20 protein-coding genes are annotated in these 22,550 nt (G+C 59.8%); 9 read left to right on the top strand and 11 right to left on the bottom strand.

Going from position 1 to position 22,550, the window contains the following annotated elements; genetic code table 11:
- Positions 1 to 36 precede the first annotated feature (36 nt).
- Entirely contained in the window at positions 37 to 1,926 is a 1,890-nt protein-coding gene (locus ASG55_RS07495) for a sigma-54-dependent Fis family transcriptional regulator (RefSeq protein ID WP_056785066.1), read from the bottom strand.
- Positions 1,927 to 2,172: 246 nt separating this feature from the next.
- On the opposite strand from ASG55_RS07495, the gene ASG55_RS07490 reads away from it, so the two are divergent.
- The 5 genes from ASG55_RS07490 to ASG55_RS07470 all read left to right on the top strand — a co-directional run bounded on the left by ASG55_RS07490 (position 2,173) and on the right by ASG55_RS07470 (position 7,453).
- The gene (locus ASG55_RS07490; protein ID WP_056786821.1) at positions 2,173 to 3,996 is read left to right on the top strand and encodes an NAD(P)/FAD-dependent oxidoreductase; all 1,824 of its coding nucleotides are present in this window, start codon (positions 2,173 to 2,175) and stop codon (positions 3,994 to 3,996) included.
- Positions 3,997 to 4,110: 114 nt separating this feature from the next.
- A complete protein-coding gene (locus ASG55_RS07485; RefSeq protein WP_056785065.1) occupies positions 4,111 to 5,115 on the top strand; it encodes a hypothetical protein in 1,005 nt (334 codons plus the stop codon).
- Positions 5,116 to 5,201: 86 nt separating this feature from the next.
- The gene (locus ASG55_RS07480; RefSeq protein WP_056785063.1) at positions 5,202 to 5,768 is read left to right on the top strand and encodes a GNAT family N-acetyltransferase; all 567 of its coding nucleotides are present in this window, start codon (positions 5,202 to 5,204) and stop codon (positions 5,766 to 5,768) included.
- An 84-nt stretch (positions 5,769 to 5,852) separates the two neighbouring features.
- Positions 5,853 to 6,758 carry a LysR family transcriptional regulator gene (locus ASG55_RS07475; protein ID WP_024012654.1) on the top strand — a complete coding sequence of 302 codons (906 nt, stop codon included), beginning with the start codon at positions 5,853 to 5,855 and terminating at the stop codon, positions 6,756 to 6,758.
- Between the two features lie 137 nt (positions 6,759 to 6,895).
- Complete coding sequence (locus ASG55_RS07470) at positions 6,896 to 7,453, top strand: flavin reductase family protein (RefSeq protein ID WP_056785061.1); 558 nt, start codon at positions 6,896 to 6,898, stop codon at positions 7,451 to 7,453.
- Between the two features lie 45 nt (positions 7,454 to 7,498).
- Here the strand turns inward: ASG55_RS07470 and ASG55_RS07465 are convergent, their stop codons facing one another.
- Both ASG55_RS07465 and ASG55_RS07460 read right to left on the bottom strand, forming a co-directional pair.
- Positions 7,499 to 7,714 carry an Atu4866 domain-containing protein gene (locus ASG55_RS07465; protein WP_056786820.1) on the bottom strand — a complete coding sequence of 72 codons (216 nt, stop codon included), beginning with the start codon at positions 7,712 to 7,714 and terminating at the stop codon, positions 7,499 to 7,501.
- A 235-nt stretch (positions 7,715 to 7,949) separates the two neighbouring features.
- The gene (locus tag ASG55_RS07460; RefSeq protein ID WP_056785058.1) at positions 7,950 to 8,519 is read right to left on the bottom strand and encodes an NAD(P)H-dependent oxidoreductase; all 570 of its coding nucleotides are present in this window, start codon (positions 8,517 to 8,519) and stop codon (positions 7,950 to 7,952) included.
- Between the two features lie 204 nt (positions 8,520 to 8,723).
- Here ASG55_RS07460 and ASG55_RS07455 point away from each other — a divergent pair, with 204 nt between their 5' ends.
- Positions 8,724 to 9,632 (top strand): LysR family transcriptional regulator, encoded by a 909-nt coding sequence (locus ASG55_RS07455; protein WP_056785056.1) that lies wholly within the window; start codon positions 8,724 to 8,726, stop codon positions 9,630 to 9,632.
- On the opposite strand, the gene ASG55_RS07450 is transcribed toward ASG55_RS07455, so the two are convergent.
- Positions 9,626 to 10,816, bottom strand: coding sequence for an MFS transporter (locus ASG55_RS07450; protein ID WP_056785053.1), 1,191 nt, complete (start codon positions 10,814 to 10,816; stop codon positions 9,626 to 9,628). The genes ASG55_RS07455 and ASG55_RS07450 overlap by 7 nt on opposite strands.
- 150 nt (positions 10,817 to 10,966) lie before the next feature.
- Positions 10,967 to 11,800 carry an oxidoreductase gene (locus ASG55_RS07445; RefSeq protein ID WP_056785051.1) on the bottom strand — a complete coding sequence of 278 codons (834 nt, stop codon included), beginning with the start codon at positions 11,798 to 11,800 and terminating at the stop codon, positions 10,967 to 10,969.
- Positions 11,801 to 12,095: 295 nt separating this feature from the next.
- Between ASG55_RS07445 and ASG55_RS07440 the strand changes: the two genes are divergently transcribed.
- Positions 12,096 to 12,527, top strand: coding sequence for a DoxX family protein (locus ASG55_RS07440; RefSeq protein WP_082228565.1), 432 nt, complete (start codon positions 12,096 to 12,098; stop codon positions 12,525 to 12,527).
- 60 nt (positions 12,528 to 12,587) lie between these two features.
- Complete coding sequence (locus tag ASG55_RS07435; RefSeq protein ID WP_056785049.1) at positions 12,588 to 13,523, top strand: NADP-dependent oxidoreductase; 936 nt, start codon at positions 12,588 to 12,590, stop codon at positions 13,521 to 13,523.
- Here ASG55_RS07435 and ASG55_RS07430 read toward each other — a convergent pair.
- From ASG55_RS07430 to ASG55_RS07410, 5 genes are all read right to left on the bottom strand, one after another.
- Positions 13,501 to 16,560, bottom strand: a complete 3,060-nt coding sequence (locus ASG55_RS07430) for an efflux RND transporter permease subunit (RefSeq protein ID WP_056785046.1) — start codon at positions 16,558 to 16,560, stop codon at positions 13,501 to 13,503. The genes ASG55_RS07435 and ASG55_RS07430 overlap by 23 nt on opposite strands.
- On the bottom strand, positions 16,557 to 17,666 hold the full coding sequence (locus ASG55_RS07425) for an efflux RND transporter periplasmic adaptor subunit (RefSeq protein WP_056785042.1): 1,110 nt from the start codon (positions 17,664 to 17,666) through the stop codon (positions 16,557 to 16,559). Before ASG55_RS07425 ends, ASG55_RS07430 begins: the two co-directional genes overlap by 4 nt.
- 100 nt (positions 17,667 to 17,766) lie before the next feature.
- Positions 17,767 to 19,038, bottom strand: coding sequence for an OmpP1/FadL family transporter (locus ASG55_RS07420; RefSeq protein WP_056785039.1), 1,272 nt, complete (start codon positions 19,036 to 19,038; stop codon positions 17,767 to 17,769).
- Between the two features lie 168 nt (positions 19,039 to 19,206).
- Positions 19,207 to 19,833 (bottom strand): TetR/AcrR family transcriptional regulator, encoded by a 627-nt coding sequence (locus ASG55_RS07415; protein WP_016774383.1) that lies wholly within the window; start codon positions 19,831 to 19,833, stop codon positions 19,207 to 19,209.
- A gap of 134 nt (positions 19,834 to 19,967) precedes the next feature.
- Positions 19,968 to 21,290 (bottom strand): APC family permease, encoded by a 1,323-nt coding sequence (locus ASG55_RS07410; RefSeq protein ID WP_056785036.1) that lies wholly within the window; start codon positions 21,288 to 21,290, stop codon positions 19,968 to 19,970.
- 545 nt (positions 21,291 to 21,835) lie between these two features.
- Here ASG55_RS07410 and ASG55_RS07405 point away from each other — a divergent pair.
- The gene (locus tag ASG55_RS07405) at positions 21,836 to 22,198 is read left to right on the top strand and encodes a DUF6124 family protein (RefSeq protein ID WP_056785034.1); all 363 of its coding nucleotides are present in this window, start codon (positions 21,836 to 21,838) and stop codon (positions 22,196 to 22,198) included.
- Positions 22,199 to 22,326: 128 nt separating this feature from the next.
- Here ASG55_RS07405 and ASG55_RS26775 read toward each other — a convergent pair whose 3' ends face one another.
- Positions 22,327 to 22,458 (bottom strand): YHYH domain-containing protein, encoded by a 132-nt coding sequence (locus ASG55_RS26775; RefSeq protein ID WP_116657708.1) that lies wholly within the window; start codon positions 22,456 to 22,458, stop codon positions 22,327 to 22,329.
- Positions 22,459 to 22,550: the final 92 nt, after the last annotated feature.

The following is a 22,550-nucleotide window of genomic DNA, read 5'->3' as shown; positions in this document are numbered from 1 at the left end:
TCAACAGCGAATGAACGCAAATGATCGCGATTGTCTTCAACCAGGTCGAGTGATCCCATGCTGACGAAGCTTGCGGTACAGGGTATTGCGGCTAATCCCCAGACGACGGGCAACTCGCGCGATATGCCAGTGTTCAGCTTCAATCAAGCTCAGCAGAGTTTGCCGTTCGGATACGCCCAGTGGATCGTCAACAGGTTGGTCGTCACTTGCGGGCAGTAACTCATGCACGTCCTCCAGCGTGACCCGGCCTTCCACTGCCAACGCCACCAACGTACGCAAACAGGTGCGCAGTTGCCGGACGTTGCCCGGCCAGGGCTGCGCCAGCAAGCGCTCTCGAACTCCCGATTGCAGCCGCACAGTGGCGCCCGCCGCTTCTTCGCGCAGCAGGAGGTCGAGCAGACGGCCCTTGTCGGAACGCTCGCGCAGCGGCGGCAGTTCCACGGCGAAACCGCCAATGCGATAGAACAGGTCCTCGCGCAGGCGTCCGTCGGCCACGCAGGCTGGCAGATTCTGGTGACTGGCGCTGATCAGGCGTACATCAAGCGGTCGCGGCGTTGCGCTGCCCAGCGGCACAACCTGGCGCTCTTCGAGCACGCGCAGCAGACGGGTCTGTAGCGCGAGGGGCATGTCGCCGATTTCGTCGAGAAACAGAATGCCGCCATGGGCCTGCTCAAGCTTGCCGACCATGCCGTCCTTGCGCGCGCCGGTGAAGCTGCCGCCGCGATAGCCGAACAGCTCGCTTTCAATCAGCGTCTCGGGGATCGCCGCGCAGTTGATCGCAACAAACGGCTGGCCGGCGCGCGAGCTGGCGCGATGCAGCGCTGCCGCAAAGGCCTCCTTGCCGGTGCCGGTTTCACCCTGCAGAAACACCGGCACGTCACGCTCCAGTACACGCAACGCGCGAGCGAATCCGCGTTGCAGGCGCGGGTCTTCCAGGCACACGCGCTCATCCTTGATTGGCGGGACAGGCGCAAGGGTCAACGGCGCGGAGCGGATCGGTTCGCGCAACTGGCCGTAGAACAAGCGCCCGTCGGCCAGGCGCATCGGCCAGCAGACGTGCGCCTGAGCACTGGCCTGCTCGAGCAACTGCTCCATCGGCGTTTCCAGCAGCATCGTCAACGACTGCCCGACCATCTGCTCGCGGCTCAGGCCCAACAGATCGAGCGCCGCCGCATTCACCGAACAGATCCGCGCACTCTCATCGAAGCTGAGCAGGCCTTCACCCAGCAGCCCGACAAACCCGGCGTCGGGATGAAACCGCAGCAAATAGCGCTGCGGATCGTGGCCAAGGAAAAAACAGCTCTCGATCAACCTGGCCGACAGATTGGTCAGGGCCATGGCCTTGAAGCGTTGCTCAAGGCTGCTTTCCTCGCGCACGGAGGACAGGTTGAGCACCGCGAGCAACTCACCGCTGGCGTCGAATATCGGGCTGGCCGAACAGGTCAGGCCGACGTGCTGGCCACGGAAATGCTCGTCGCGGCGAATGGTCACGTGCTGGCGCTCGACCAGGCAGGTGCCGACGCCGTTGGTGCCCTCGTGCTCCTCGCTCCAGACCGAGCCGAGCCACAGCCCGGAGCGCTGGAACTCGCCGCGTTCGGCTTCGTTGAACACGCTGTCGATCGCCACGCCGCGCGCATCGGTGAGCAGCACGACATGGCCGTCACGTCCCAGTTGCTGGTGCAGGCTGTTCATCTGCCAGTGCGCAACGGAAATGATGTGTTCCAGCGGCGCACGGTGTTCGCGCAAACGCGCCTGTTCGAGCACATCCGGCGCGCGGCGGCTGGCCGGATCGAGCTGGTATTGATCCAGGCAACGCCGCCACGAACGGGTGATCGCCAGGTCTGCCGCCGCGCTGTGGCTGGCAACAGAGCCCTGCACGGCTTGCAGTACCTGGCGCGCGTGGGCGTTGATCGAGGCCGGTTTCATTGTTGTTGTTCTCCGCTTCGGTGAAGACACGGGTGTGTCCGCAGCTTAGATGAAAAGCTCGTTGCGGGGGAATTTCGCGCCGAGTGACACAGTGTCATCCGCGATTCTCGAATTTGTGACATGTCGCCTGTGCCAAGCCTTGTCGGCCTTTGCATCAAACGCTCTGGCCCGCGCCTTTCAAAGAGATGGCCCAAGCCTTGCTCTGATGCCATGGCTTACCAAAACAACAAGATCGGGAGTGGCCCCATGAACATCGCTATTGAAACCCCTTTGCAATCGCCAACAGCGCAACTCGCCGCTTGGGTCGAACGCCTCGGCGGACGTCTGGCGCAACGAGATGTGGACGGCACGCTGGAGCTGTTTGCCGAAGAATGCCACTGGCGTGACTTGCTGCTGTTCAGTTGGAACCTCGTCACCCTGGAAGGCAAACCGGCGATTCGCGACATGCTCGAAACACGCCTTGAGCAGACCCGGCCCGAACGCTGGCAACTCGAAGGTGAAGCCACGCTTAGCGATGGCGTGCTTGAAGGCTGGATGAGCCTGGAAACCGACTCGGCGCGCGGCAAAGGCTATGTGCGCCTGAAAGAAGGTTTGTGCTGGACGCTGCTGACCACCATGCGCGAACTCAAAGGCTTCGAAGAACCCAGCGGCCGCCGCCGGCCGATGGGCGCGAGCCACGGCCATGCCCACGCTGACAAGCGCAACTGGCTGGAGCGCCGCCGCGATGAAGAAGCGGCGCTGGGCATCACCACGCAACCGTACTGCCTGATCGTCGGCGGCGGTCAGGGCGGGCTCGGCCTCGGCGCAAGGCTCAAACGCATGGGCGTACCGACGCTGATCATCGACAAAGCCGAACGCCCCGGCGATCAATGGCGCGGCCGCTACAAGTCGCTGTGCCTGCACGACCCGGTCTGGTACGACCACATGCCCTACCTGCCCTTCCCCGACCACTGGCCGGTGTTCACCCCGAAAGACCAGATCGGCGACTGGCTGGAGATGTACACCAAGGTCATGGAACTCAACTACTGGCCCCGCACTGAGTGCCTCGGGGCTACGTTTGACGAAGAGACTGGCCGCTGGACCGTGGAGGTCCTGCGCAACGGCGAGCCCGTCACCCTGCAACCGACGCAACTGATCCTCGCCACCGGCATGTCTGGCGTACCGAATGTGCCGGTGTATCCAGGCGCCGAAAACTTCCAGGGCCAGCAACATCACTCCAGCCGTCACCCCGGCGGCGATGCGTGGAAAGGCAAGCGCGCAGTGGTCATCGGCGCGAACAATTCAGCCCACGACATCTGCGCCGATCTGGTGGAAAACGGCACCGAGGTGACCATGGTGCAACGTTCGAGCACGCACATCGTGCGTTCGGACAGCCTGATGGAACTGGTTTTCGGCGGGCTTTATTCCGAAGAGGCGCTCGAGTCGGGGCTGACCACGGACAAGGCCGACCTGCTGTTCGCCTCGATTCCGTACAAGGTCATGCCACAGTTTCATCGGCCGATCTTCGACGCGATCAAGGAGCGCGACAAGGACTTCTATGAACGCCTGAGCCGGGCGGGTTTCATGCTCGATTTCGGCGATGACGAATCGGGTTTGTTCATGAAATACGTACGCCGTGGCTCGGGTTACTACATCGACGTCGGCGCCTCGGAACTGATCGCCAACGGCACGATCAAGCTCAAGAGCGCGCCGGGCCTCGGTGTCGAACGCATCGAAGCGGATGCGGTGGTGCTCACCGATGGCAGCCGCTTGCCGGCCGATCTCATCGTTTATGCGACAGGTTATGGCTCGATGAACGGCTGGGCCGCGAAGCTGATTTCCCAGCAAGTCGCCGACAAGGTGGGGCGCTGCTGGGGCCTGGGTTCCGGCACCACCAACGACCCCGGCCCGTATGAAGGTGAACTGCGCAACATGTGGAAGCCGACCCAGCAGCAAAACCTCTGGTTCCACGGCGGCAACCTGCATCAGTCACGGCACTATTCACTGTATCTGGCGTTGCAGTTGAAAGCCCGTTTCGAAGGCCTCGACACCGATGTTTATCGCCTTGCAGAGCGCCATCATCTGGGCTGATTCCTCAAGTGGTCGTTCGTCGGTGCGCAGACCAAGCGCACCGGCGAACTGGAAAGTGCGTGCTAGGGTGTCTAGCCCAAGCACGTTTCAATCCAGGAAAAATGAGGAGGATTCATGCCACTTCATCCCATTCTGTTCATGGGCGGCTCCGGCGCCATCGGCCATCAGACGGCCCGCGCATTGCGCGCGGCGCATCCCGACGTCCCCTTGCTGATCGGCGGACGCGACCTCGCCAAGGCTGAGCAAACCGCCGAGCAAATCGGCAATGCCCAGGGTGTGGTCATCGATGCTCGCGCAGATGATCTGGGGCTGGGTGATCGCCCGGTCAGCGCCATCGCCCTGTTCTACATGGACCACGCCCTCGCCGGGCTGCGCTTTGCGCAAAAGCGCAAGGTGCCGCACTTGAGCATCTCTTCCGGCGTGTTCGAAATCGCCCCGCAGATCGCCAGTTTCATCCACTCGCCCGACGCGTCTCCCATTGTCCTCGGCTACGAATGGATGGTCGGCGCCACCACCGTGGCAACGCTGCACATCGCCAAGGCATTCGCCCGCGTGCACGACATCCGGATCCATGCGCTGGTCGACGAACAGGACGGCGGCGGCCCGACGGTAGCCGTCGATTTCGAGCACCTGAACAAAATGCTGCCCGCCGCGCTGACCCGCCGCGACGGCAAATTCATCTGGCGCGAAGGCGACGGCGCCAAGGTCAGCTTCCGCGCCGTCGACGGCACAATCATGCAGGGCGCCGGTTTTTCCTCCATCGACGTCACCGGCCTGGCCGCCGCCACCGACGCCCCGAACGTCGAGTTCAACCTCGCCAGCGGCGTCAGCTCGACCCGGCGTCAGGGCCAGCCGATGTCGACGGAAATACACATCGAACTTGAAGGCACGGATCACGATGGCCAGCCATTGCGCACCCGCCACGCCGTGGTTCACCGATCAGGCGCAGCAGCGTTGACCGGGCTCAGTGTGGCCATGTTGCTGGAGCGACTGGTTGGGCTGGATGGGCAAGTGCCGGTCAGGCCGGGGCTGTATTTTCCGTATCAGTTGCTGGAGGCACAGGTGTTTTTGCAGCGATTGAAAGAGGACGGTGGGGAGTTGATCGAACTGCTTGAGTGAGACCGCGCACAGGTCGCTCGACACTTGAACTGCTCGTTTGAGAGAGTACCGGTCCTGCCCGCCACTGCTCGCAAGGATTGATTGCCATGGATTGCATCCCCACGCTTTACACCCGCCGCTTGATCCTCACGCCGCTGCAACTGAGCGATGCAGCGGCGGTGCAACAATTGTTTCCGCAATGGGAGGTCGTGCGCTATCTCGACAGCCGCGTTCCGTGGCCGTATCCGGACGACGGCGCGCTTGTTTACGTCCGCGATGTCGCGCTCCCCGCGATGGCTGCCGCAAAGGAATGGCACTGGATGATCCGCACCCGCGTTCAGCCCGAGAGCTGCATCGGCAGTATCAGCCTGTTTGATCAACCGGGTAACCATCGAGGCTTCTGGCTCGCCCCTCAGTTTCAGGGCAACGGCTACATGCGCGAGGCCTGCAAGGTGATCAATGCCTTCTGGTTCGACACCTTGATGCGCCCATTGATGCAGGTGCCCAAGGCCGCCGCCAACCACGCTTCGCGCAAGATTTCCGAAGATGAAGGCATGCGGATGGTTGACAGACGGGACGGCCAGTTTGTGTCGGGGCCGATGCCTGTGGAGGTGTGGGAGATCACGCGCAGCGAATGGCTTGCCGAAGAAACAAACCGGTCAATTGATTGTTAGAGCCGATCAAGTGCTCAATCTTGCGTATATGCTGCTGTCTGCAAAATCAGGACAAGTACTCCCCAAACGTTCGAGACAGTAGAAATGATCTCCGATCCAGGAACACCAACGCTTGATCAACTGAAAGTATTTCTGACGGTTGTAGAAGTGGGCAGTTTTGCCGCTGCGGCCAGAAAACTGCATCGCGCGACATCGGTGGTGAGTTACTCCATTTCCAATCTGGAGATGCAGCTCGGGGTTTCACTGTTTGACCGCAAAACCACGCGCAAACCGCAACTGACGGAGGCAGGTCGAACCGTCCTGGCTGAAGCACGCACTATTACCAACGGCGTAAATGGGCTGCGCGCAAAAGTCTCCGGTTTGCTGCATGGGCTTGAAGCAGAAGTTCACCTCGCGCTCGATGTAATGCTCCCTGCCGAGCGAGTAGTCGATGCGTTAAGGACCTTCAGGGAAGAATTTCCTACCGTCACTCTGCACTTGCACATGGAAGCCTTGGGGGCAGTGACTCAACTGGTGATGGAGAAGAAAGCTGGAGTCGGCATCAGCGGTCCGCTGGACATTGGCCTGGACGGCATCGAGCGCATCGGCGTGGGCAGTGTTCAATTGATACCGGTCGCCGCGCCTGCACACCCGCTTGCAACCGAGTGTTCCAAATCCCCTGGCGCTGCCAGAGAGTTTGTTCAATTGGTGCTATCGGATCGTTCAACGCTTACGGGTGACAAGGACTTTGCCGTCGTGAGCACTCGCACTTGGCGACTGGCGGATCTGGGCGCCAAACACATGCTTCTCAAAGAGGGCATCGGATGGGGGAATATGCCGGTGCCCATGGTTCAGTCTGACCTGGACGAAGGACGCCTGGTCGAGCTTGATATGCCCGACTGTAAAGGCGGCACCTATGCCTTCGATGCGATTTATCGAACCGACTCGCCGCCCGGTCCGGCTGGGCAGTGGCTGATCAAGCGGTTCGGCGAACAGCTCTTGCCGACGTAAGCAATTCAGGGAAAAGAGCAAAAATCCGACAGCCTGAGCAAGGCTGCCGGAGAGATGCATGTCAAAAAGCAGGAAAGTTGAATTGTCGAAAGCGACTGACAACAACTGTTTATCCTCTTTTGATCCACGGAGGCGCCATGACCGCATTTCGAAAATCCGACTTCCCTTTGAGCGAGGTTCGCCAGCATCTGGAAACCGGACCCATCGTCCTGGTGACCTCCGCCTGGCAAGGTGAAACCAACATAATGACCATGGGTTGGCACATGATGATGCAGTTCTCCCCCGCCCTGTTTGGCTGCTACATCTGGAGTGCAAACCACAGCTACGAGCTGATCCACAACAGCCAGCAGTGCGTCATCAACGTGCCCACCGTCGAATTGGTGGACCAGGTTGTTGCCGTCGGCAACAGCAGCGGTGGCGCCATCGACAAGTTTGCCCAATTTGACCTCACAGCCGCCCCCGCAGAACGGGTAAAGGCCCCGTTGATCAAAGAGTGCTACGCCAATTTCGAGTGCAAGCTGTTCGACTCCAATCTTATCGGCGAGTACGGTCTGTTCGTGTGGGAAGTGGTCAAGGCGCATGTGGCTACGTCGGTGAAAAACCCCAAAACCCTGCATTACCGCGGGCAGGGGAAATTTATGGTGGCGGGCGAAACCCTGGATTTGCGCGATCAATTCCGCCCACAGAATCTGTAATACGACACTAATAAAAAAGCCGGAATGTTCATTCCGGCTTATGCGTCAGCGCTCGGGATATAACACCATGCCCGCGTGGTACAGCACGTTATCTCGAAACTCTCCGTCTGCGGTAAAGCCAGTATCGTCCACATACTCGATGTGGTCGCCTTCCAGCCAGTAGCGCCCTTGATAAGCGCTTTTTTGCCGACCGCGAGCCTCGTCATATCGCCCTCCTGGCAGCAACTCATGGCGAATATGACCGTCGGCTGTCACCCACATGCCAACGTACTTGCCCTGATCGCCGGCTGGATTTGCCGTGGCGTTTTCTTGCGCATCAGGGGTTACGCGAATTTCGACATCGGACATTTTAGAACTCCTGTTTTCAGATCATAGTTTCCTGCCGTTCAGCAGGATTTGAAGCAAGAGTAAAAAGTCGCGGCGCGGTGCCGTTATGTAATTCCTGCGCAGGTTTTGCCCAATGCTCCAGGCGCTCGCAGAACGTCTAAGCGAAGGACTACGCGAACTTCTGCAAAGGAGAGAAGGCCCGCGCATCTTTCAGCGCCCGTGCCCACCAGGCCAGCTGGATCAACAACTGCGCCATCGAAACCCGTGCTTGCGCAAAGTGCTCCAGTCCGAGGCCTTGTTCGAGACGCTCGGCAATCTCAGCGAACTTCACATAGCCACCAACAGGCATGGCCTGCAGCTTCAACAACTCGCATCCAAGCTCGTCGACCTCATCCTCCCCGCCGGTCGTGGTGCCATAACCAACAAATGAACAAGGTCGTCCCTGGAGGTGTTCAGGCCAGCGCGCCATCAAGACTTTCAATCCATGCTGGTAACCAAGGTGACGTGCGGGCACCAAGACGATATAGGCATCTGCTGCCGCTAGCGCTCTCAAGCACACTCGACGACCGGGTTGTTCCGAAAAATCGTCTATAAATCTCAGGTCAAACGGCTCTACCACGCTCAACGCAAATTCGCTGCGGTCTTGCACCACGGCGGTAATCCATTGCACCAACGCCGTGTCTACGCCGTTGGACTGGTTGCTGTTATGGATCAGTGCTAATTGCAGTGTGTGAGTCATTTCAGCCTCCGAGCAGCTATCAACTTGGCAATGTTCTACGGTTAGAGAAAACAACGTGACAGCAAGAGCGCGATGGTTGGAAGTGGCCACTTCTTTGCTTGCAAAGTCGGCAACCGTTCCATATCGCGTTGGCAAAATATTAGGCGCGCGAAATGGTAGATAAACAGCCCGTGCCCAGGCACACGATTTATGACGTGAGTTCACATGCGACGACTGGATATCAATTGCTTCGCCGAGATGAGCGTGTTCGTTAAAGTGGTGGAACGCGGAGGTTATTCAGCGGCCGCAAGAGCTTGCGCGATAACCCCCTCTGCCGTGAGCAAGCTCATGACGCGCCTGGAAAGCCGTCTTGGCGCACGTTTGCTGAACAGGTCCACGCGCAAGCAACTGCTGACGCCAGAAGGAATGGCTTTTTACGAACGCAGCGTTGCCATACTGGCCGATCTTGACGAAGCGGAACGCGAAGCATCTGCCAGTTCTGCACCGCAGGGAGTGGTCAGAATCAGCTCTAATGTGGGTATCGGCCGCCAGCTTTTTCTTCCCATCATCAACTTGTTCATGAATCAACATCCTGGGGTCAGCGTCGAACTTTTCCTCACCGATGAGGTGGTCGATCTCATCGAAGCACGTGCGGATATCGCCATACGCACCGGAGCGCTCAAGAACTCCAACCTTGTGGCGAAACGACTCGGGCAATCCAGAGGGCTGATCGTAGGATCTCCTGACTACCTGGCGGCCAAGGGCACTCCGCTGGTGCCTCAAGACCTTGCCGATCACAACTGTCTGGGTTTCACCTTTTCGCCTCCCGCCATGGAGTGGGCCTTGCTCGACGAGAGCGGCGAGCAACGTATGTACCCGGTAAAAGGCAATCTGCGCGTCAGCGATGGCGACGCCTTGCGTGAATTGACGGTGCTGGGCGCAGGGCTAGCCAGGCTGGGGTTCTGCCAGGTTGCAGATGACCTGGCTGCCGGAAGGTTGGTTTGCGTCCTGCAACCATTCGTGCCTGCAAGCGTCACGGAGATTCATGCGATTTACGTCGGCCAAGGCGGACATCTGCCCGCACGCGTAAGAGCCCTGATGGATTTCCTCGCCGCCCATTTGCATGTTCATTGAACCGCAACGCGGGCAAAGGGCCGTTCCTTCAATGCATAGGCCAGCACAAGAGCCGCGGGCAAAGCAGCGCCCAGTAGGCACAGCCCTTCCCAGCCGACATACCGAATACCGAAACTTGCAACTGCGGAGCCAATAGCGCCGCCAACAAAGTTGATACTGATAAACACCGCGGTAATCCGTGAGTTGGCTGCGGGGGCCAGTTTGTAGATGACCGATTGATGGGTGATCTGCAAGCCCATTACGCCAACGTTCAAGGCCATTGCGGCAGCGATAATTATCCAGAGCCCTGTCGCCGCAAAGCTCAGCACTGCCCAGGCCAGTATCATCAACGAGGCCAACCCGAATGCCAGCGCGTGCCGGTAGCCATGATCACAGAGCCGGCCAACCACACCGGGAATCAACGCGCCAGTCACTCCCGTGAGCCCGATCAGTCCGATGCTCGAAGTCGAAAAATTGAACGGCGGTTGCGACAACAGTATTGGTAATCCAGTCCACAACATGCTGAAGCTGGCCATTCCCAGCGCACCGTAAAGCGCCCGGCGAGCAAGCGCTGGGTACTCGAGGATGAGTTGCCACAACGAGCGCATCAACTGCTCATAACGCACGGGCTGGCCTCGGCGCTCGGGCTCGGTTGGCAAGGTGATTCTAAGCAGCATGAGCAGGATCAGCGCCGCGCACCCGGCGCTGGCGTACACCAAGCGCCAACCTGCCGCGTTGCCGATACCGCCGGAGACCAGCCACGACAGCGGTATCGCGAGCAAGGCCCCGGTCATCACCACGCCGATCACTTGACCGCGCCGATGCTCGGCTGCGATGGACGCTACATACGGCACAATCAACATGGCAGCGGATGCCGTGACTCCACTGATCAACACTGCGGCGCAGAACAGCAAGAAATTCGGGCTGGCCGCAGCCACAAGCAGCGCTAATGCGTTGATGGTAAACATCCGGCTCAGAAGCGCTCTTCTTTCGAGGACGTCACCGAGCGGGACGACCAGCACAATGCCCAGCGTGTAGCCAAGTTGAGCGCAACTCACCAGCAGGCCGGACGTGGCAAGCGGAATACCAAATGCCCCCGTTACCAACGACAGGATCGGCTGCAGATAATAGAGATTAGCGATCATGGCCCCCGCTGCGAATGCGCAGAGCCACATGAAAGGTCGGGACGGGGACGACGAATTCATACAAATACTCCTCGGTAAATGCCGTTCAAAATTGGGCGAGTCAACTCACTCGCCCAGTTTTTCCCGCACCGCGTCGTCCCCGTTAACTCACTCCTCTCAGGTGTTTGCCTGATTCTGTAGCGTCCATGCCATCAGTGCGGGCTTCGCCTGTCAGGCCGTCGGGAAGTCCGCGCCACGGGCGGTAGACTCCCATGCGCTGAACTCGCGGCCCATGGCGGCAAGCTTCGCCTGCGCTGCCTCATAGGCTTCATTGCCCAACAGCAGGCGCGCCGGCGGCGCTGCGCAGGTAACCGCGGCGTAGATCGCCGCTGCCGCCCTGTCTGGGTCGCCAGCTTGATTGCCAACAGATTGCTGGTACGCGCGCATCGCAGCGCCGGCGGTTGCCTGATAATCCTCGGCCACCGTTTGCGCAGCGCCCGAAGACCCCGCCCATTGGGTTCTGAAGGCGCTGGGCTGAACGGTCATCACGCCGATACCCAGTGGCGCAACTTCGGCGCGCAGACTTTCCGACAGGCCCTCAACGGCGAACTTCGTCGCGCAGTAGTGGCCGACCGCTTCGAACCCGACCAGACCGCCTACCGATGTGAGGTTGACGATCATGCCGGTGCGCCGCTTGCGCATGCCAGGCAGTACCGCGCGAATCATATGGGCCGTGCCGAAGTAGTTGACCTCGAACATCCGCCGAACAGCCCCATCGTCGCTGTCTTCTATCGATGAGAAATAGCCGACGCCGGCGTTATTGATCAGCACGTCCACTCGCCCGAAGCGATGCTCGGCCGCCTGTACGACCTGCATCGCCTGCGCCGGATCGGTCACGTCCAGAGGCAGAATCAAAGCGTCGCCGAGGGCGGCCAGATCCTCGATCTGCTGTGTGTTGCGCGCCGTGACCACCACACGCTCACCCTCATTCAGCAGCGCCGTGGCGATGTGGCGACCGAACCCGGTGGAACAGCCTGTAACCAACCAAACCTTAGTCTCGTTCATTGCAGTACTCCTCTAGATAGCGGCGGTTCAGGATTCGGCTGAACCGCGTTCGAGACCAACGTACCGAATCCGCCCCGCCACTGTTATCCGATTAATCCGCGACATTTGCCTGATCCTGCTCCCCAACACACGTCGCTGACCACAGTGGAAGGTCCACTTCGATTTCTGCTGCATTTCTAGTTTTTCGAACCTGATCATCGAAACTTGTCGGCTATTGCGCAAAGCCTCGCGATGACATCATCTGCTCCACAACGGCGCTTCATGGTGAAGCGCTGAAATCAGCGGAATCCACGTCATGTCCCACGCAGCCACAATTTCCAGCGTCACTGCTTCAACGTCTTCCAACCTCAACAGCACCGTTTCCTTGATCGGGCGGATTCTTCTGAGCGCGATCTTCATTCTTTCGGGCCTGTCGAAAATCGCGGCACCGGCCATGATGATTGGCTACATCGGCTCTGTCGGGTTGCCTTTTCCCGAACTGGCGTTGGGCGTGGCGATTGCTGTCGAGGTTCTCGGCGGCGTAGCGTTGATCGCCGGTTATCGCACACGTACCACCGCAGCGCTGTTGGCGATTTTCAGCGTACTGACCGCACTGATTTTCCATAACGCCCTGGCGGACCAGAATCAGTTCATTCACTTCTTCAAGAATATCGCCATGGCCGGTGGGCTCTTGCAGATCGTTTCTTTCGGCGCAGGGCGTTTCAGCCTCGACGCACGTCGCCACTAATCGAATCGCCGGCACGTCCATTCCTTCCGACGAGCCTTGACCATCACAACGGAGAGAATCATGAAAGCGATCCAAGTCGCGCAGTACGGCCAGGCAGAAGCGCTGGAGCTCAAAGAACTTGCGGATCTGAAACCCAATGACGATCAGGTGTTAATCAATGTTGCCGGTAGTGGGATCAATCCAATCGATTGGAAAATCCTCTCCGGTGCCATGCAGCAATTCATTCCTCTGCCACTGCCCTACACGCCTGGCGTGGAAGTCTCAGGCACAGTCGCCGCGGTGGGCAGGAATGTCAGAGACTTTGTCGTTGGCGACAAGGTGTTCGGGTTTATCGGGATTACCGGCGGATATGCGACCCAGGCCCTCTCAACGCCAGATCGTCTGGCCCACACGCCGACAACACTATCGTTGCAAGAAGCCGGCGGCGTGCCGGCGGCAGCGCTGACCGCTTGGCAAGCTCTGCATGAACACGCCGGAATTCAGGCAGGTCAAAAAGTCCTCATTCACGGCGGCTCAGGTGGCGTGGGCAGCTTCGCAATCCAGCTCGCCCGCCTTGCCGGTGCTTATGTGATCGCGACCAGCTCTGCGAAAAACCACGACTATCTGCGTTCACTTGGCGCCGATGAGGTGATTGACTACACCACGGCTAAATTCGAAGACAGCGTTGCTGACCTCGATGCGGTCATTGATCTGGTCGGCGGCGAAACTCAGAACCGTTCATGGAGTGTGATCAAGCGCGGGGGCGTTCTGGTTTCCCCCGTAAGCGCACCCTCTGCACAGAAGGCAAGCGAGCACGGTGTGAGTGGCAAAAATTTCGCCACCCGCTCCGATGGCAGCCAATTGGCCGAGATTGCCGCGCTGTTCACATCCGGCAAGCTCAGCCTTGAGGCTCAAGTGGTACCGCTGACAGAAGTTGTCGACGCGGTTAAACAAAGCTGGGCCGGACACACCCGGGGAAAAATCGTGCTCGATGTCAGCGCTCAGGCCGAATCCTGAACCAGATCGCATACATCGCCGGCAGAAACACCAGCGTGATGATGGTGCCAACAAACGTGCCGCCGATGAGCGTGTACGCCAGCGTGCCCCAGAACACCGAGTGGGTCAGCGGAATGAATGCGAGAATTGCCGCCAGCGCGGTCAACAATACCGGCCGCGCCCGTTGCACTGTCGCTTCGACCACGGCATGGAACGGCGCCAGCCCTTCTTGCTCGTTGTGATGAATTTGCCCTATCAGGATCAGCGTGTTGCGCATCAGAATCCCCGACAGCGCAATCAGCCCGACCAGCGCATTGATGCCGAAAGGCTGGTTGAAGATCAGCAGCGTCGGCACCACACCGATCAAGCCTAATGGCGAGGTGAGAAAGACCATGATCATCGCCGAAATCGAGCGTACCTGGACGATGATGATGAGCAGCGTCATGGCGATCATGATTGGCAGCAACGGCAGAATCGCCTTGCCCGCCTTGCCGGACTCTTCGATGGCGCCCGCCTGTTCAATCCGGTAGCCGGAAGGCAGGTTTTCGAGGATCGGCTGCAACTGCTGGATGATCGCGCCGGAAACGTCCGGCGGCTGCAAGCCTTCGGCGATGTCGCCACGCACGGTAATGGTCGGCGTGCGATCGCGGCGCCGCAGGATCGGGTCTTCCATGCGCACTTCGACCTCGCCGATCTGCGACAACGGGATGCGCTGCCCCGCCGCACCGACCAGGGTGAAGCCTTCGATCTGCGCCGGGTTCAGGCGGATATTGCCCGCCGCACGACCGACGACCTGCACAGAACGGATGTCTTCGCGCACCGCCGTGATCGGCACGCCGCTGAGCAGAAATTGCAACTGCTGGGCGACTGCGCTGGACGTCAGCCCCACCGCCTGCAAGCGGTCCTGATCCAGGTTGAAATGCAACGTCGGCGTCAGCGGCCCCCAGTCAGTGTTGACGGTTCTCATCATCGGGCTGTTCTGCATCACCGCCCTGACCTGCTCGGCGATGTCGCGCAATTTCGCCGGATCAGGCCCCATTACCCGGTAGGCCACCGGAAATGGCGAATACGGGCCAAATACGATCTGCGTCGCCCGAACGCGCGCCTCTGGAGCAAGCCCTGCGGCGACCGCTTCGCGCAAACGCAACTTGAGGGTTTCGCGAGCGTCCTGGTTGTCGGTCAGCACGACGATTTTGGCGAACGACGGATCCGGCAACTCCGGCGCCATTGCCAGGAAAAACCGTGGTGCACCCTGACCGATATAGGCGGTGACGATTTTGGCTTCATCCTGCTTGTGCAGCCAGGCTTCGACTTTGGCCGCCGCGGCGCTGGTCTGCTCGATGGACGTGCCGTAGGGCATCTGCACTTCGATCATCACTTCGGGACGGTCAGAGGTCGGAAAGAACTGCTTCTTCACCAGCCCCATGCCCGGAATCGCAACGGCAAACAGCGCGACCACCGCACCGGCCACCAACCATTTGCGCGTGATCACCCACGCCAGAACACGCCGGAAACGGTTATAGCGCGGCGTGTCGTAGATTGCCGCGTGCCCGCCTTCGACTTTCTTGATGTCCGGCAACAGCTTCACGCCCAGGTACGGCGTGAAAGCCACGGCGACGACCCACGAAGCAATGAGCGCGATGCCGACAATCCAGAACATGTTGCTGGTGTATTCGCCCGCCGTTGATTGCGCGAATCCGTTGGGCAGAAAGCCAATCGCCGTGACCAGCGTACCGGCCAGCATTGGCGCTGCCGTGTGGCTCCAGGCATAAGCGGAGGCCTTGATGCGGTCGTAGCCCTCTTCCATCTTCACCACCATCATTTCAATGGCGATGATCGCGTCATCGACCAGCAGCCCGAGCGCAAGAATCAGCGAACCCAAGGTGATCCGGTCAAAGTTCTTGCCAGTGGCCGCCATCACCACAAACACGATCGCCAGGGTCAACGGCACCGCCGCTGCGACGACCACGCCGACACGCCAGCCCATGCTGAGAAAACACACCAGCATGACCACCAGCAGCGCGACAAAGAACTTGACCATGAACTCGCCCACCGCCGAGTCGATATTCACCGCCTGATCGGTGACTTTCGACAGCGTCATGCCCAACGGCATTTCCCCGTTGATCCTGACTGTCTCGGCATCCAGCGCCTTGCCCAGATCGAGACCGTTCCAGCCCTCGCGCATGATCACGCCGAGCAATAAGGCTTCTTCGCCGTTGTTGCGCACGAGGAAGGTCGCCGGGTCTTCGTAGCCGCGTTCGACCGTGGCCACGTCAGACAGTTTGAGTGTTCGTCCCTGCGCCACCACAGGCGTGTCACGGATTTTCTGCAGCGTGTCGAACGCGCCGTCGACGCGCAAAAACACCTCTGGCCCTTTGGTTTCGACCGATCCGGCGGGCGTCAATACGTTCTGATTGTTCAGCGCGGCGAAGATGTCCTGTGGCGCCAAGCCCAGCGTCGCCAACCGATCATGGGAAAACGAGACGAATATCCGCTCGGCCTGCTCGCCGATGATGTTGACCTTCTTCACGCCAGGCACATGCAACAGCCGCTGGCGTAACCTCTCCGCATCACGCACCAGCAAGCGCTGTGGCTCGCCCCTGGCTTTCAAGGCGAACAGCGCGAAGGTCACGTCGGAAAACTCGTCGTTGACCATCGGCCCGATGACACCCGCCGGCAGCCTGATCGCTTCATCGTCGAGCTTCTTGCGTGCCTGGTAGAACTCTTCCTGCACCTGCGATGGCGGTGTGCTGTCGAGCAACGAAACCATGGTGAATGCCAGTCCCGGACGCGTGTAGGTTTCCGAGCGGTCGTACCACTTCAGTTCCTGCAAACGTTTCTCCAGGGGTTCGGCAACCTGATCCTGCATCTCCTGCGCGGTCGCCCCCGGCCACGCAGTAATCACCGTTAGCTGCTTGACCGTGAACGGTGGGTCTTCCGCCCGGCCCAATTTGAAGAACGACAGGACGCCGGCAACGGCGATGAGAAAAATAAGAAACACCGTGATCGCACGCTGGCGCACGGCGATGGCGGAAAGGTTGAAGCGGCCCTCGCTCATGGACGACTCCCGGCAATCTGGCCATCGTCGCGGGCAAGCAAGCGTACTTCTTCGCCATCGCGCAGCAGATGCGCGCCCAGCGCGACAATCGGTTCACCGACGTTGAGCTGGCCAGCGACACGGGCCGAGTCATCGCTCAAGCCCAGGACCTCCACCGGGCGCCAGCTCACTGTCGCCGGTGTGCCGGCGATGACCCACACGCCGGGGCCTTTGCCCGGGTCGTAGATCGCGGCGACGGGCACCTTCAGCGCTTGATCTGGCGAAGAACTCTGGGCAATTTCGACGGTGACCGTCGAGCCGATTGGCGCATTGGCCAAACTGCCTTCGAGCACATAGCGCGCCTCAAAAGTACGAGTTGTGCTGTCAGCCGAATCGGAAAGCAGACGCAGTTTTGCGCTCACGGTAGCCGACTTATCGCCATACAATTTTGCCTGAGCGGTCGAGCCCGGCGCGGGGCGCAAGGTCTCGGGCAGATGGACGATGGCCTCCCGCTGACCGGCCCGCGCCAGCCGCACCACCGGTTGTCCCGGGCTGACGACTTGCCCGGGCTCGGCGAGGGTTTCCACCACCACGCCATCAGCGTCCGCCACCAGAACCGCGTAGCCCGAGGCGTTGCGCGCGACGTCCGCTTGCGCCACAGCGGCATTGAGCTGCGCCCTGGCGGTGTCGGCTGCGGCTTTGAACTGATCGTAGGCCGATGCCGAAATAGCGCCGGCGGCGACGAGTTTGCGATTGCGTGTTTCGTCACCGGCAGTCTGTATGGCTCGGGCGCGAGCGGCGCTCACCGCTTCTTGCTGGGCTCGCGCCTGCAGGCCGAGGTCGATCGGGTCGAGGCGCATCAGTGGCTGGCCGCGCTTGACCGTCTGCCCGGTATCGACCAGACGCTCGAGCACCTTGCCCGAAACGCGAAAGCCCAGATCGCCCTGGGTGCGCGCGGCGACGACGCCGGTGAATGATCGAGATCCATTTTCTGCCGGTTGCACCGCCGCCGATCTGACAATCGGCGCCAAGGTACGTGGATCTTTTGCGCTGGAGGAATCCCCGCACGCCGTCAGGGCCAAGGGCAACAAACATACCGCGAGGGGGAAAGGTCGGAGCCGGCGCATGGAATTCCTTCACTGAAAATAGGATGATCATCATATTCTCAGTCTTGTGACCAATATCGTCAACAGTCACAGAGTCGCCGGCCCGATGTTCAGCGCTGAATCAGAAGCGATAGCTGACAGAAGTACCGAGCCCGCTGGCGCTGTTCTTGTATTTCGCGCTGTACGAACCCTTGCCAGCCGAGGTGTCGTTGATCTCCACGCTCTCTTCCCAGAGATAGGAATAGGCGACGTCGATGGTGACATTTTCCGCAGGCGTCCAACCGGCGCCGACGCTGAACACCTTGCGATCGCCCGTTGGAATACGCGGTCCACGATTGGTGTTGTTCGCCGGCGATTGATCAACCGAGAACCCGGTGCGCAGCACCCATTGGTTGTTCAACCGGTACGCCGCGCCGATGGCGTGAGCCCAGGTGTCATGCCAGTTCTGTTCTTCGCTGATCGTGCCCAACTGACCGGCGAGCAGTGGCGGCAATCCGCTGTTTTCGATGGTCAGCGCTTTAAAACGGCTCCAGCGCGTCCAGGTGCTGCCGGCATACAGCGTCCAGTCGTTGTTCAGTTGATGGGTGACCGAGAAGTCCACCGATTCCGGGGTGTCGACGTCCAGCGACGCGTCAAAGCTGCGGCCGCTGACGCCGAGCACGTTGAAGATGCCATCGCTGAGTTTGCTTTTCGCGTCGAGGTGGTAACTGACTTTTGAGTGATAGGTCAGGCCCAGGCGGGTCTGCTCGGTCGCCTGCACCATGACCCCGACGTTGAAGCCCAGCGCGGTATCGTCGCCCGTGCTTTTGACTTTGCCGTCATTGCGCCCGGGGCTCAGCGGATTGGCGACCATCCCCGACAGCTCGCCGCTGATGCGGTTGATGGTCGGGCCGAAGCCGATCGACACCTTGTCATTGAAGGCATAACTGATGGTCGGCTGGAACGTCAGCGTGGTGACTTCGCTTTTGTTGGCGTAATAGCGGCCAGCGAAACCAGTGCCGTAGTCGGTGATCAGGCCAAACGGCACGTAGAACCCCACGCCGAACGCCCAATGCTCGTCGATCGGTTTGACGTAATAACCCATCGGTACCGTGGTGGTCGGCACCATGTCGCCGTCTTCCTTGCCGCCGAACGTGCTGCGGGTCTGGCTGATATCAGACTTCGCAAACAGCGTCGCCTGCCCCACGCTCGCCTGCTCGCGCTTGAGCCGCGCCATGCCCGCCGGGTTGCCAAAAACGGTGCTGGCGTCTTCCGCCGAGGAAGAGCGACCGGCAAAGCCCGATCCCATGCCGCTGACGCTTTGCTCATTGAGCGCAAAACCACCCGCAAGAACATTCGACGAGGCAAGAACGACAGCCAGCCCCACCGGGCGCTTGAGCATTGTTTTTTTCATTGTGTGGACTCTATGGGTGACTCGGAATTGGATGAACTGCGGCGGCCATGTTATCCGAGTGACCATATCAGTCAACAGTCACGCTTTGGGCAATTATTCATCGTCCGCCCTGTACAGGCGAGGCGAGATCAGGCGGCGACTGATCCGAGTATTCGGATCAGCAGAGGGTCAAGGCATCAAGCTGCGCAGGATGAGGTTCGAAGTCAGCGTCGGCGCCACTTCGATAAAGTCGAGGTTGTGTTGCAGCATCAGTGGATTGACGAAGGGTCGCAACGCCAGGTGGATCGATTCGACCGTCTCGTCCAGCGGCGTCCTGCGCTCGAACTCACCGGCCTCGCGCCCTTCACGGACAATGTCGGTGATAAAGCGCTTGATCTGCGCATCGTAACGCTGCGCACTTGGCCAGTTCTCACCCGCTGCAAACGCAGCAATGTCGTAGAGCTTGCGGTCGTTGAAAAACAGGTTCACGCCCGTGGCGATCACGGTTTTCACCAAACGGCGGAAACGCTCGGTAGGCGTCAGGTCTTCCTCGTTGATCGCCTGCTCGACCGCCGCAACGATTTGCCCCAGACAGTTAGCGCAGATGGCTTCGCCAATCGCCTGCTTGGAATCAAAGAATTTGTAGATGTACGCCTTGGAGAAACCGATGGCCTTGGCCAGATCGGACACCGTGGTCTTGGCGTAGCCGTACTGGCTGAAATGCTCGTTGGCCGCCGCGACAATCTGATCACGAATGTCGTGATCAACGGGACCACGCGGGCCGGGGAAGGATGGGGAAACTGAGGACTGATTCATGTCGGCAGCTTACTCACCCGCCCGCCGACTGACAACGTGTGACACATTCTGAATATCACCACCCATCCACTGTGGGAGCGAGCCTGCTCGCGATGACACCTGCCCAAACGACACCAATCCCCCAAACCGGCGCACTACCCGGCCTTACTGATCGCGGAAAATCTGATGCGAGAACAGCCATGCAGCAACATCCCGACAATGATCAGCGCCCCCGCCCGCAACCACGTTTCCCACCCCTGCTGACTGAGCAGGACCAGACACGACATGATCGCAAGCACCGGAACGAAGGTCGGCACGCGAAAGTGATCCTCCTCTACCCTGTCCCGCCGAAGTACCAGCACGGCCACATTGGTACTCAGAAAAACGAACAGCAACAGCAAGACCACCGTCTCTGCCAGCGTTGCCAGCGTGCCTGTGAGTGTCAGGGCAATAGCGACCACGGTAGTTGCGACAATGGCAGCCCACGGAGTTTTTCGTTCAGGCAGCACCGCACCCAAAACACCCGGCAACAGCCCCAGATTCGCCATGCCATAGGTCAATCGGCTGGCCATGATCATGGTTAACAGCGCACCGTTGGCCACAGCAATCAGCGCAATGAAAGAGAACAGTGCCGGCGGGATTGCGAGGGTCGATGCGCGGACAACTTCGAGCAAAGGCGCCGACGTGGCCACCAACTTCTCGGTAGGCAACACCGAAGAAGCCGCCACACCCACCGCCATGTAAACCACGCCAGCCGTAATCAAAGCCGCGAACAAGGCGCGCGGATAGACCTTGCGCACGTCCTTGATTTCCTCGGCCAGATTGGCCGAAGTTTCGAACCCGACGAAGGAATAGAACGCCAACAATGCCGCCCCCAGTACCGCCAGCACGGGACTGACGCCCGGTTTGAACGTGAGCGTCCGCCCCAGATCCGCATCGCCTGTACGGAAATACCAGACCGCAGCCACGATCACCAGAATCAACCCGGACAGTTCAATCACGGTCATCACCAGGTTTGCCCCAAGCGACTCCTTGATCCCCCGCGCATTGAGCAGGCCGATAGCCAGAAGAAACACCAGCGCTGCAATCTGCGGCGATACGTCGACGAAGGCGTTCAAGTAATCACCGGCAAACGCCAGCGACAAACCCGCTGCACTGGTGACCGCAGCCGCCAGCATGCAAAAACCGACCAGGAAGGAAATGAGCGGTGACTTGAAGGCTTTTTCCGCGAATACCGAAGCAGCCCCGGCGTGGGGATATTTGGTCACCAGTTCTGCGTAGGAACCCGCCGTCAACATGGCGAAGAACAATGCGATCAGCAGCGGCACCCAAATCGCGCCGCCCACCTCCCCCGCGATCGTTCCGGCGAGTGCGTAAACGCCCGCCCCCAGAACATCGCCGAGAATAAACAGAAACAGCATCGGGAAAGTGATAGCCCGGCGCAGAGAAGTTTTATCAGTGGGAGCCGTCACGGTCATTCCTTGATTCAGGTGGGTAGGAGCTGGAGGGTTGTCACCTCAAACAATGGAAATGGCGCCGAAAGCAAAGTTCAAAATGTGTGACCGCCCGACTGGCACGACGCTGTAAACGTTGCCCACTCGACACCTGTGGGAGCGAGCCTGCTCGCGAAGACCCCAGCCCGATCAACACGAAACCTCAGCCAAAACCAATTCCCTAAACACCCCGTTTAAAACCGACATCCAGACTGTTCCAGCAAGCTACAACGCCTTGCGCCATTGCCTACGACTACGCCAGAATCCGCCGGCTTGTGCGCCTCGGGCCGTGGTTCTATCGTTGGCCGGTCACTGAAAACAGTGATCGGGTTTGGTAGCCCGCTTTCCACATGGCGCATAACGTCATTCTATGCAGATGCTTTCGCATCGGTTTTATGGTGGCCATGCGCAGGGCGTTTTCGAGCGCGCCGGTTTTTCCATGTGGGCCGGTCTACCAACCTTCGTATGGCCACCACCCTTCGTTTGGTAGCGAGAGTGATGGCTCCCTTGGTCACATATGGAGCTTCACCATGTTCAAAGTCACGCCAAACCCGCCACAGTCGGACGCAACCTCCCCCTACGAATCCCTCGACTCAAAAAAACTCCACGAAGCTGCCGACCGCGCCCTCGACCACTACCTCAAACCCACCGACACCCTCAAAACCACGCCCTACCAGACCAGCAGCATGTTCCTCGCCAACCCGAAAACCGCCACTGAAGAACTGCTGGTCAACGCCAGCGAATCGCTGGGCTCGGCTTCGGTGATGTTGAGTGATGTGATCGGGATGGTTGAAGGATCTGCGCGCAAGACACTGCAAGGTATCGCGCAGGTCGTCATGCTCGGCGAGCTGGCGGTTAATCAGGCGTTGGATAACGTCGTGCCGGTGGAGTAAGCGCAAACTCCCTGTCGCTGGTGAGGTACGAAGTTTCAAAGACCAGCGGTGAGCGTTGGCGTGGGCTCATGTCTCGCACCCTATCGCGCTCGTCTCAAAAGCCCAGCCTTGCGCTGGGCTTTTGCCGTTTAGTGGCAGTGGTAGTCGTTGGTTTTATGGTTGCGATGGCAACCCTTTGAATCAGTGCCACCGCTGTGCGCAAAGGCAGCAACGGATGTAATCGATAATATTGCGGCAATCAGAATGGCGGACAGTTTCATCAGGGCTTGCTCCATGCTCGTGTTGTTATTCTTTGTGAGATGTCTCACGCGGAGCAGCGTATGGCCAGGTGCCTTCATTGAGCAAGCGACTT

The organism is Pseudomonas sp. Leaf434 (genome assembly GCF_001425545.1).
Lineage (GTDB): Bacteria > Pseudomonadota > Gammaproteobacteria > Pseudomonadales > Pseudomonadaceae > Aquipseudomonas > Aquipseudomonas siliginis.
This window is presented reverse-complemented; position numbering and strand designations above follow the sequence as displayed.

Coding starts and splice junctions, on each gene's coding strand:
- ASG55_RS26775 (WP_116657708.1), bottom strand. CDS start 22,458: ATGAAACTGTCCGCCATTCTGATTGCCGCAATATTATCGATTACATCC.
- ASG55_RS07425 (WP_056785042.1), bottom strand. CDS start 17,666: ATGCGCCGGCTCCGACCTTTCCCCCTCGCGGTATGTTTGTTGCCCTTG.
- ASG55_RS07480 (WP_056785063.1), top strand. CDS start 5,202: ATGGATTGCATCCCCACGCTTTACACCCGCCGCTTGATCCTCACGCCG.
- ASG55_RS07470 (WP_056785061.1), top strand. CDS start 6,896: ATGACCGCATTTCGAAAATCCGACTTCCCTTTGAGCGAGGTTCGCCAG.
- ASG55_RS07420 (WP_056785039.1), bottom strand. CDS start 19,038: ATGAAAAAAACAATGCTCAAGCGCCCGGTGGGGCTGGCTGTCGTTCTT.
- ASG55_RS07455 (WP_056785056.1), top strand. CDS start 8,724: ATGCGACGACTGGATATCAATTGCTTCGCCGAGATGAGCGTGTTCGTT.
- ASG55_RS07410 (WP_056785036.1), bottom strand. CDS start 21,290: ATGACCGTGACGGCTCCCACTGATAAAACTTCTCTGCGCCGGGCTATC.
- ASG55_RS07445 (WP_056785051.1), bottom strand. CDS start 11,800: ATGAACGAGACTAAGGTTTGGTTGGTTACAGGCTGTTCCACCGGGTTC.
- ASG55_RS07440 (WP_082228565.1), top strand. CDS start 12,096: ATGTCCCACGCAGCCACAATTTCCAGCGTCACTGCTTCAACGTCTTCC.
- ASG55_RS07465 (WP_056786820.1), bottom strand. CDS start 7,714: ATGTGGGTGACAGCCGACGGTCATATTCGCCATGAGTTGCTGCCAGGA.
- ASG55_RS07435 (WP_056785049.1), top strand. CDS start 12,588: ATGAAAGCGATCCAAGTCGCGCAGTACGGCCAGGCAGAAGCGCTGGAG.
- ASG55_RS07485 (WP_056785065.1), top strand. CDS start 4,111: ATGCCACTTCATCCCATTCTGTTCATGGGCGGCTCCGGCGCCATCGGC.
- ASG55_RS07495 (WP_056785066.1), bottom strand. CDS start 1,926: ATGAAACCGGCCTCGATCAACGCCCACGCGCGCCAGGTACTGCAAGCC.
- ASG55_RS07475 (WP_024012654.1), top strand. CDS start 5,853: ATGATCTCCGATCCAGGAACACCAACGCTTGATCAACTGAAAGTATTT.
- ASG55_RS07450 (WP_056785053.1), bottom strand. CDS start 10,816: ATGAATTCGTCGTCCCCGTCCCGACCTTTCATGTGGCTCTGCGCATTC.
- ASG55_RS07430 (WP_056785046.1), bottom strand. CDS start 16,560: ATGAGCGAGGGCCGCTTCAACCTTTCCGCCATCGCCGTGCGCCAGCGT.
- ASG55_RS07405 (WP_056785034.1), top strand. CDS start 21,836: ATGTTCAAAGTCACGCCAAACCCGCCACAGTCGGACGCAACCTCCCCC.
- ASG55_RS07490 (WP_056786821.1), top strand. CDS start 2,173: ATGAACATCGCTATTGAAACCCCTTTGCAATCGCCAACAGCGCAACTC.
- ASG55_RS07460 (WP_056785058.1), bottom strand. CDS start 8,519: ATGACTCACACACTGCAATTAGCACTGATCCATAACAGCAACCAGTCC.
- ASG55_RS07415 (WP_016774383.1), bottom strand. CDS start 19,833: ATGAATCAGTCCTCAGTTTCCCCATCCTTCCCCGGCCCGCGTGGTCCC.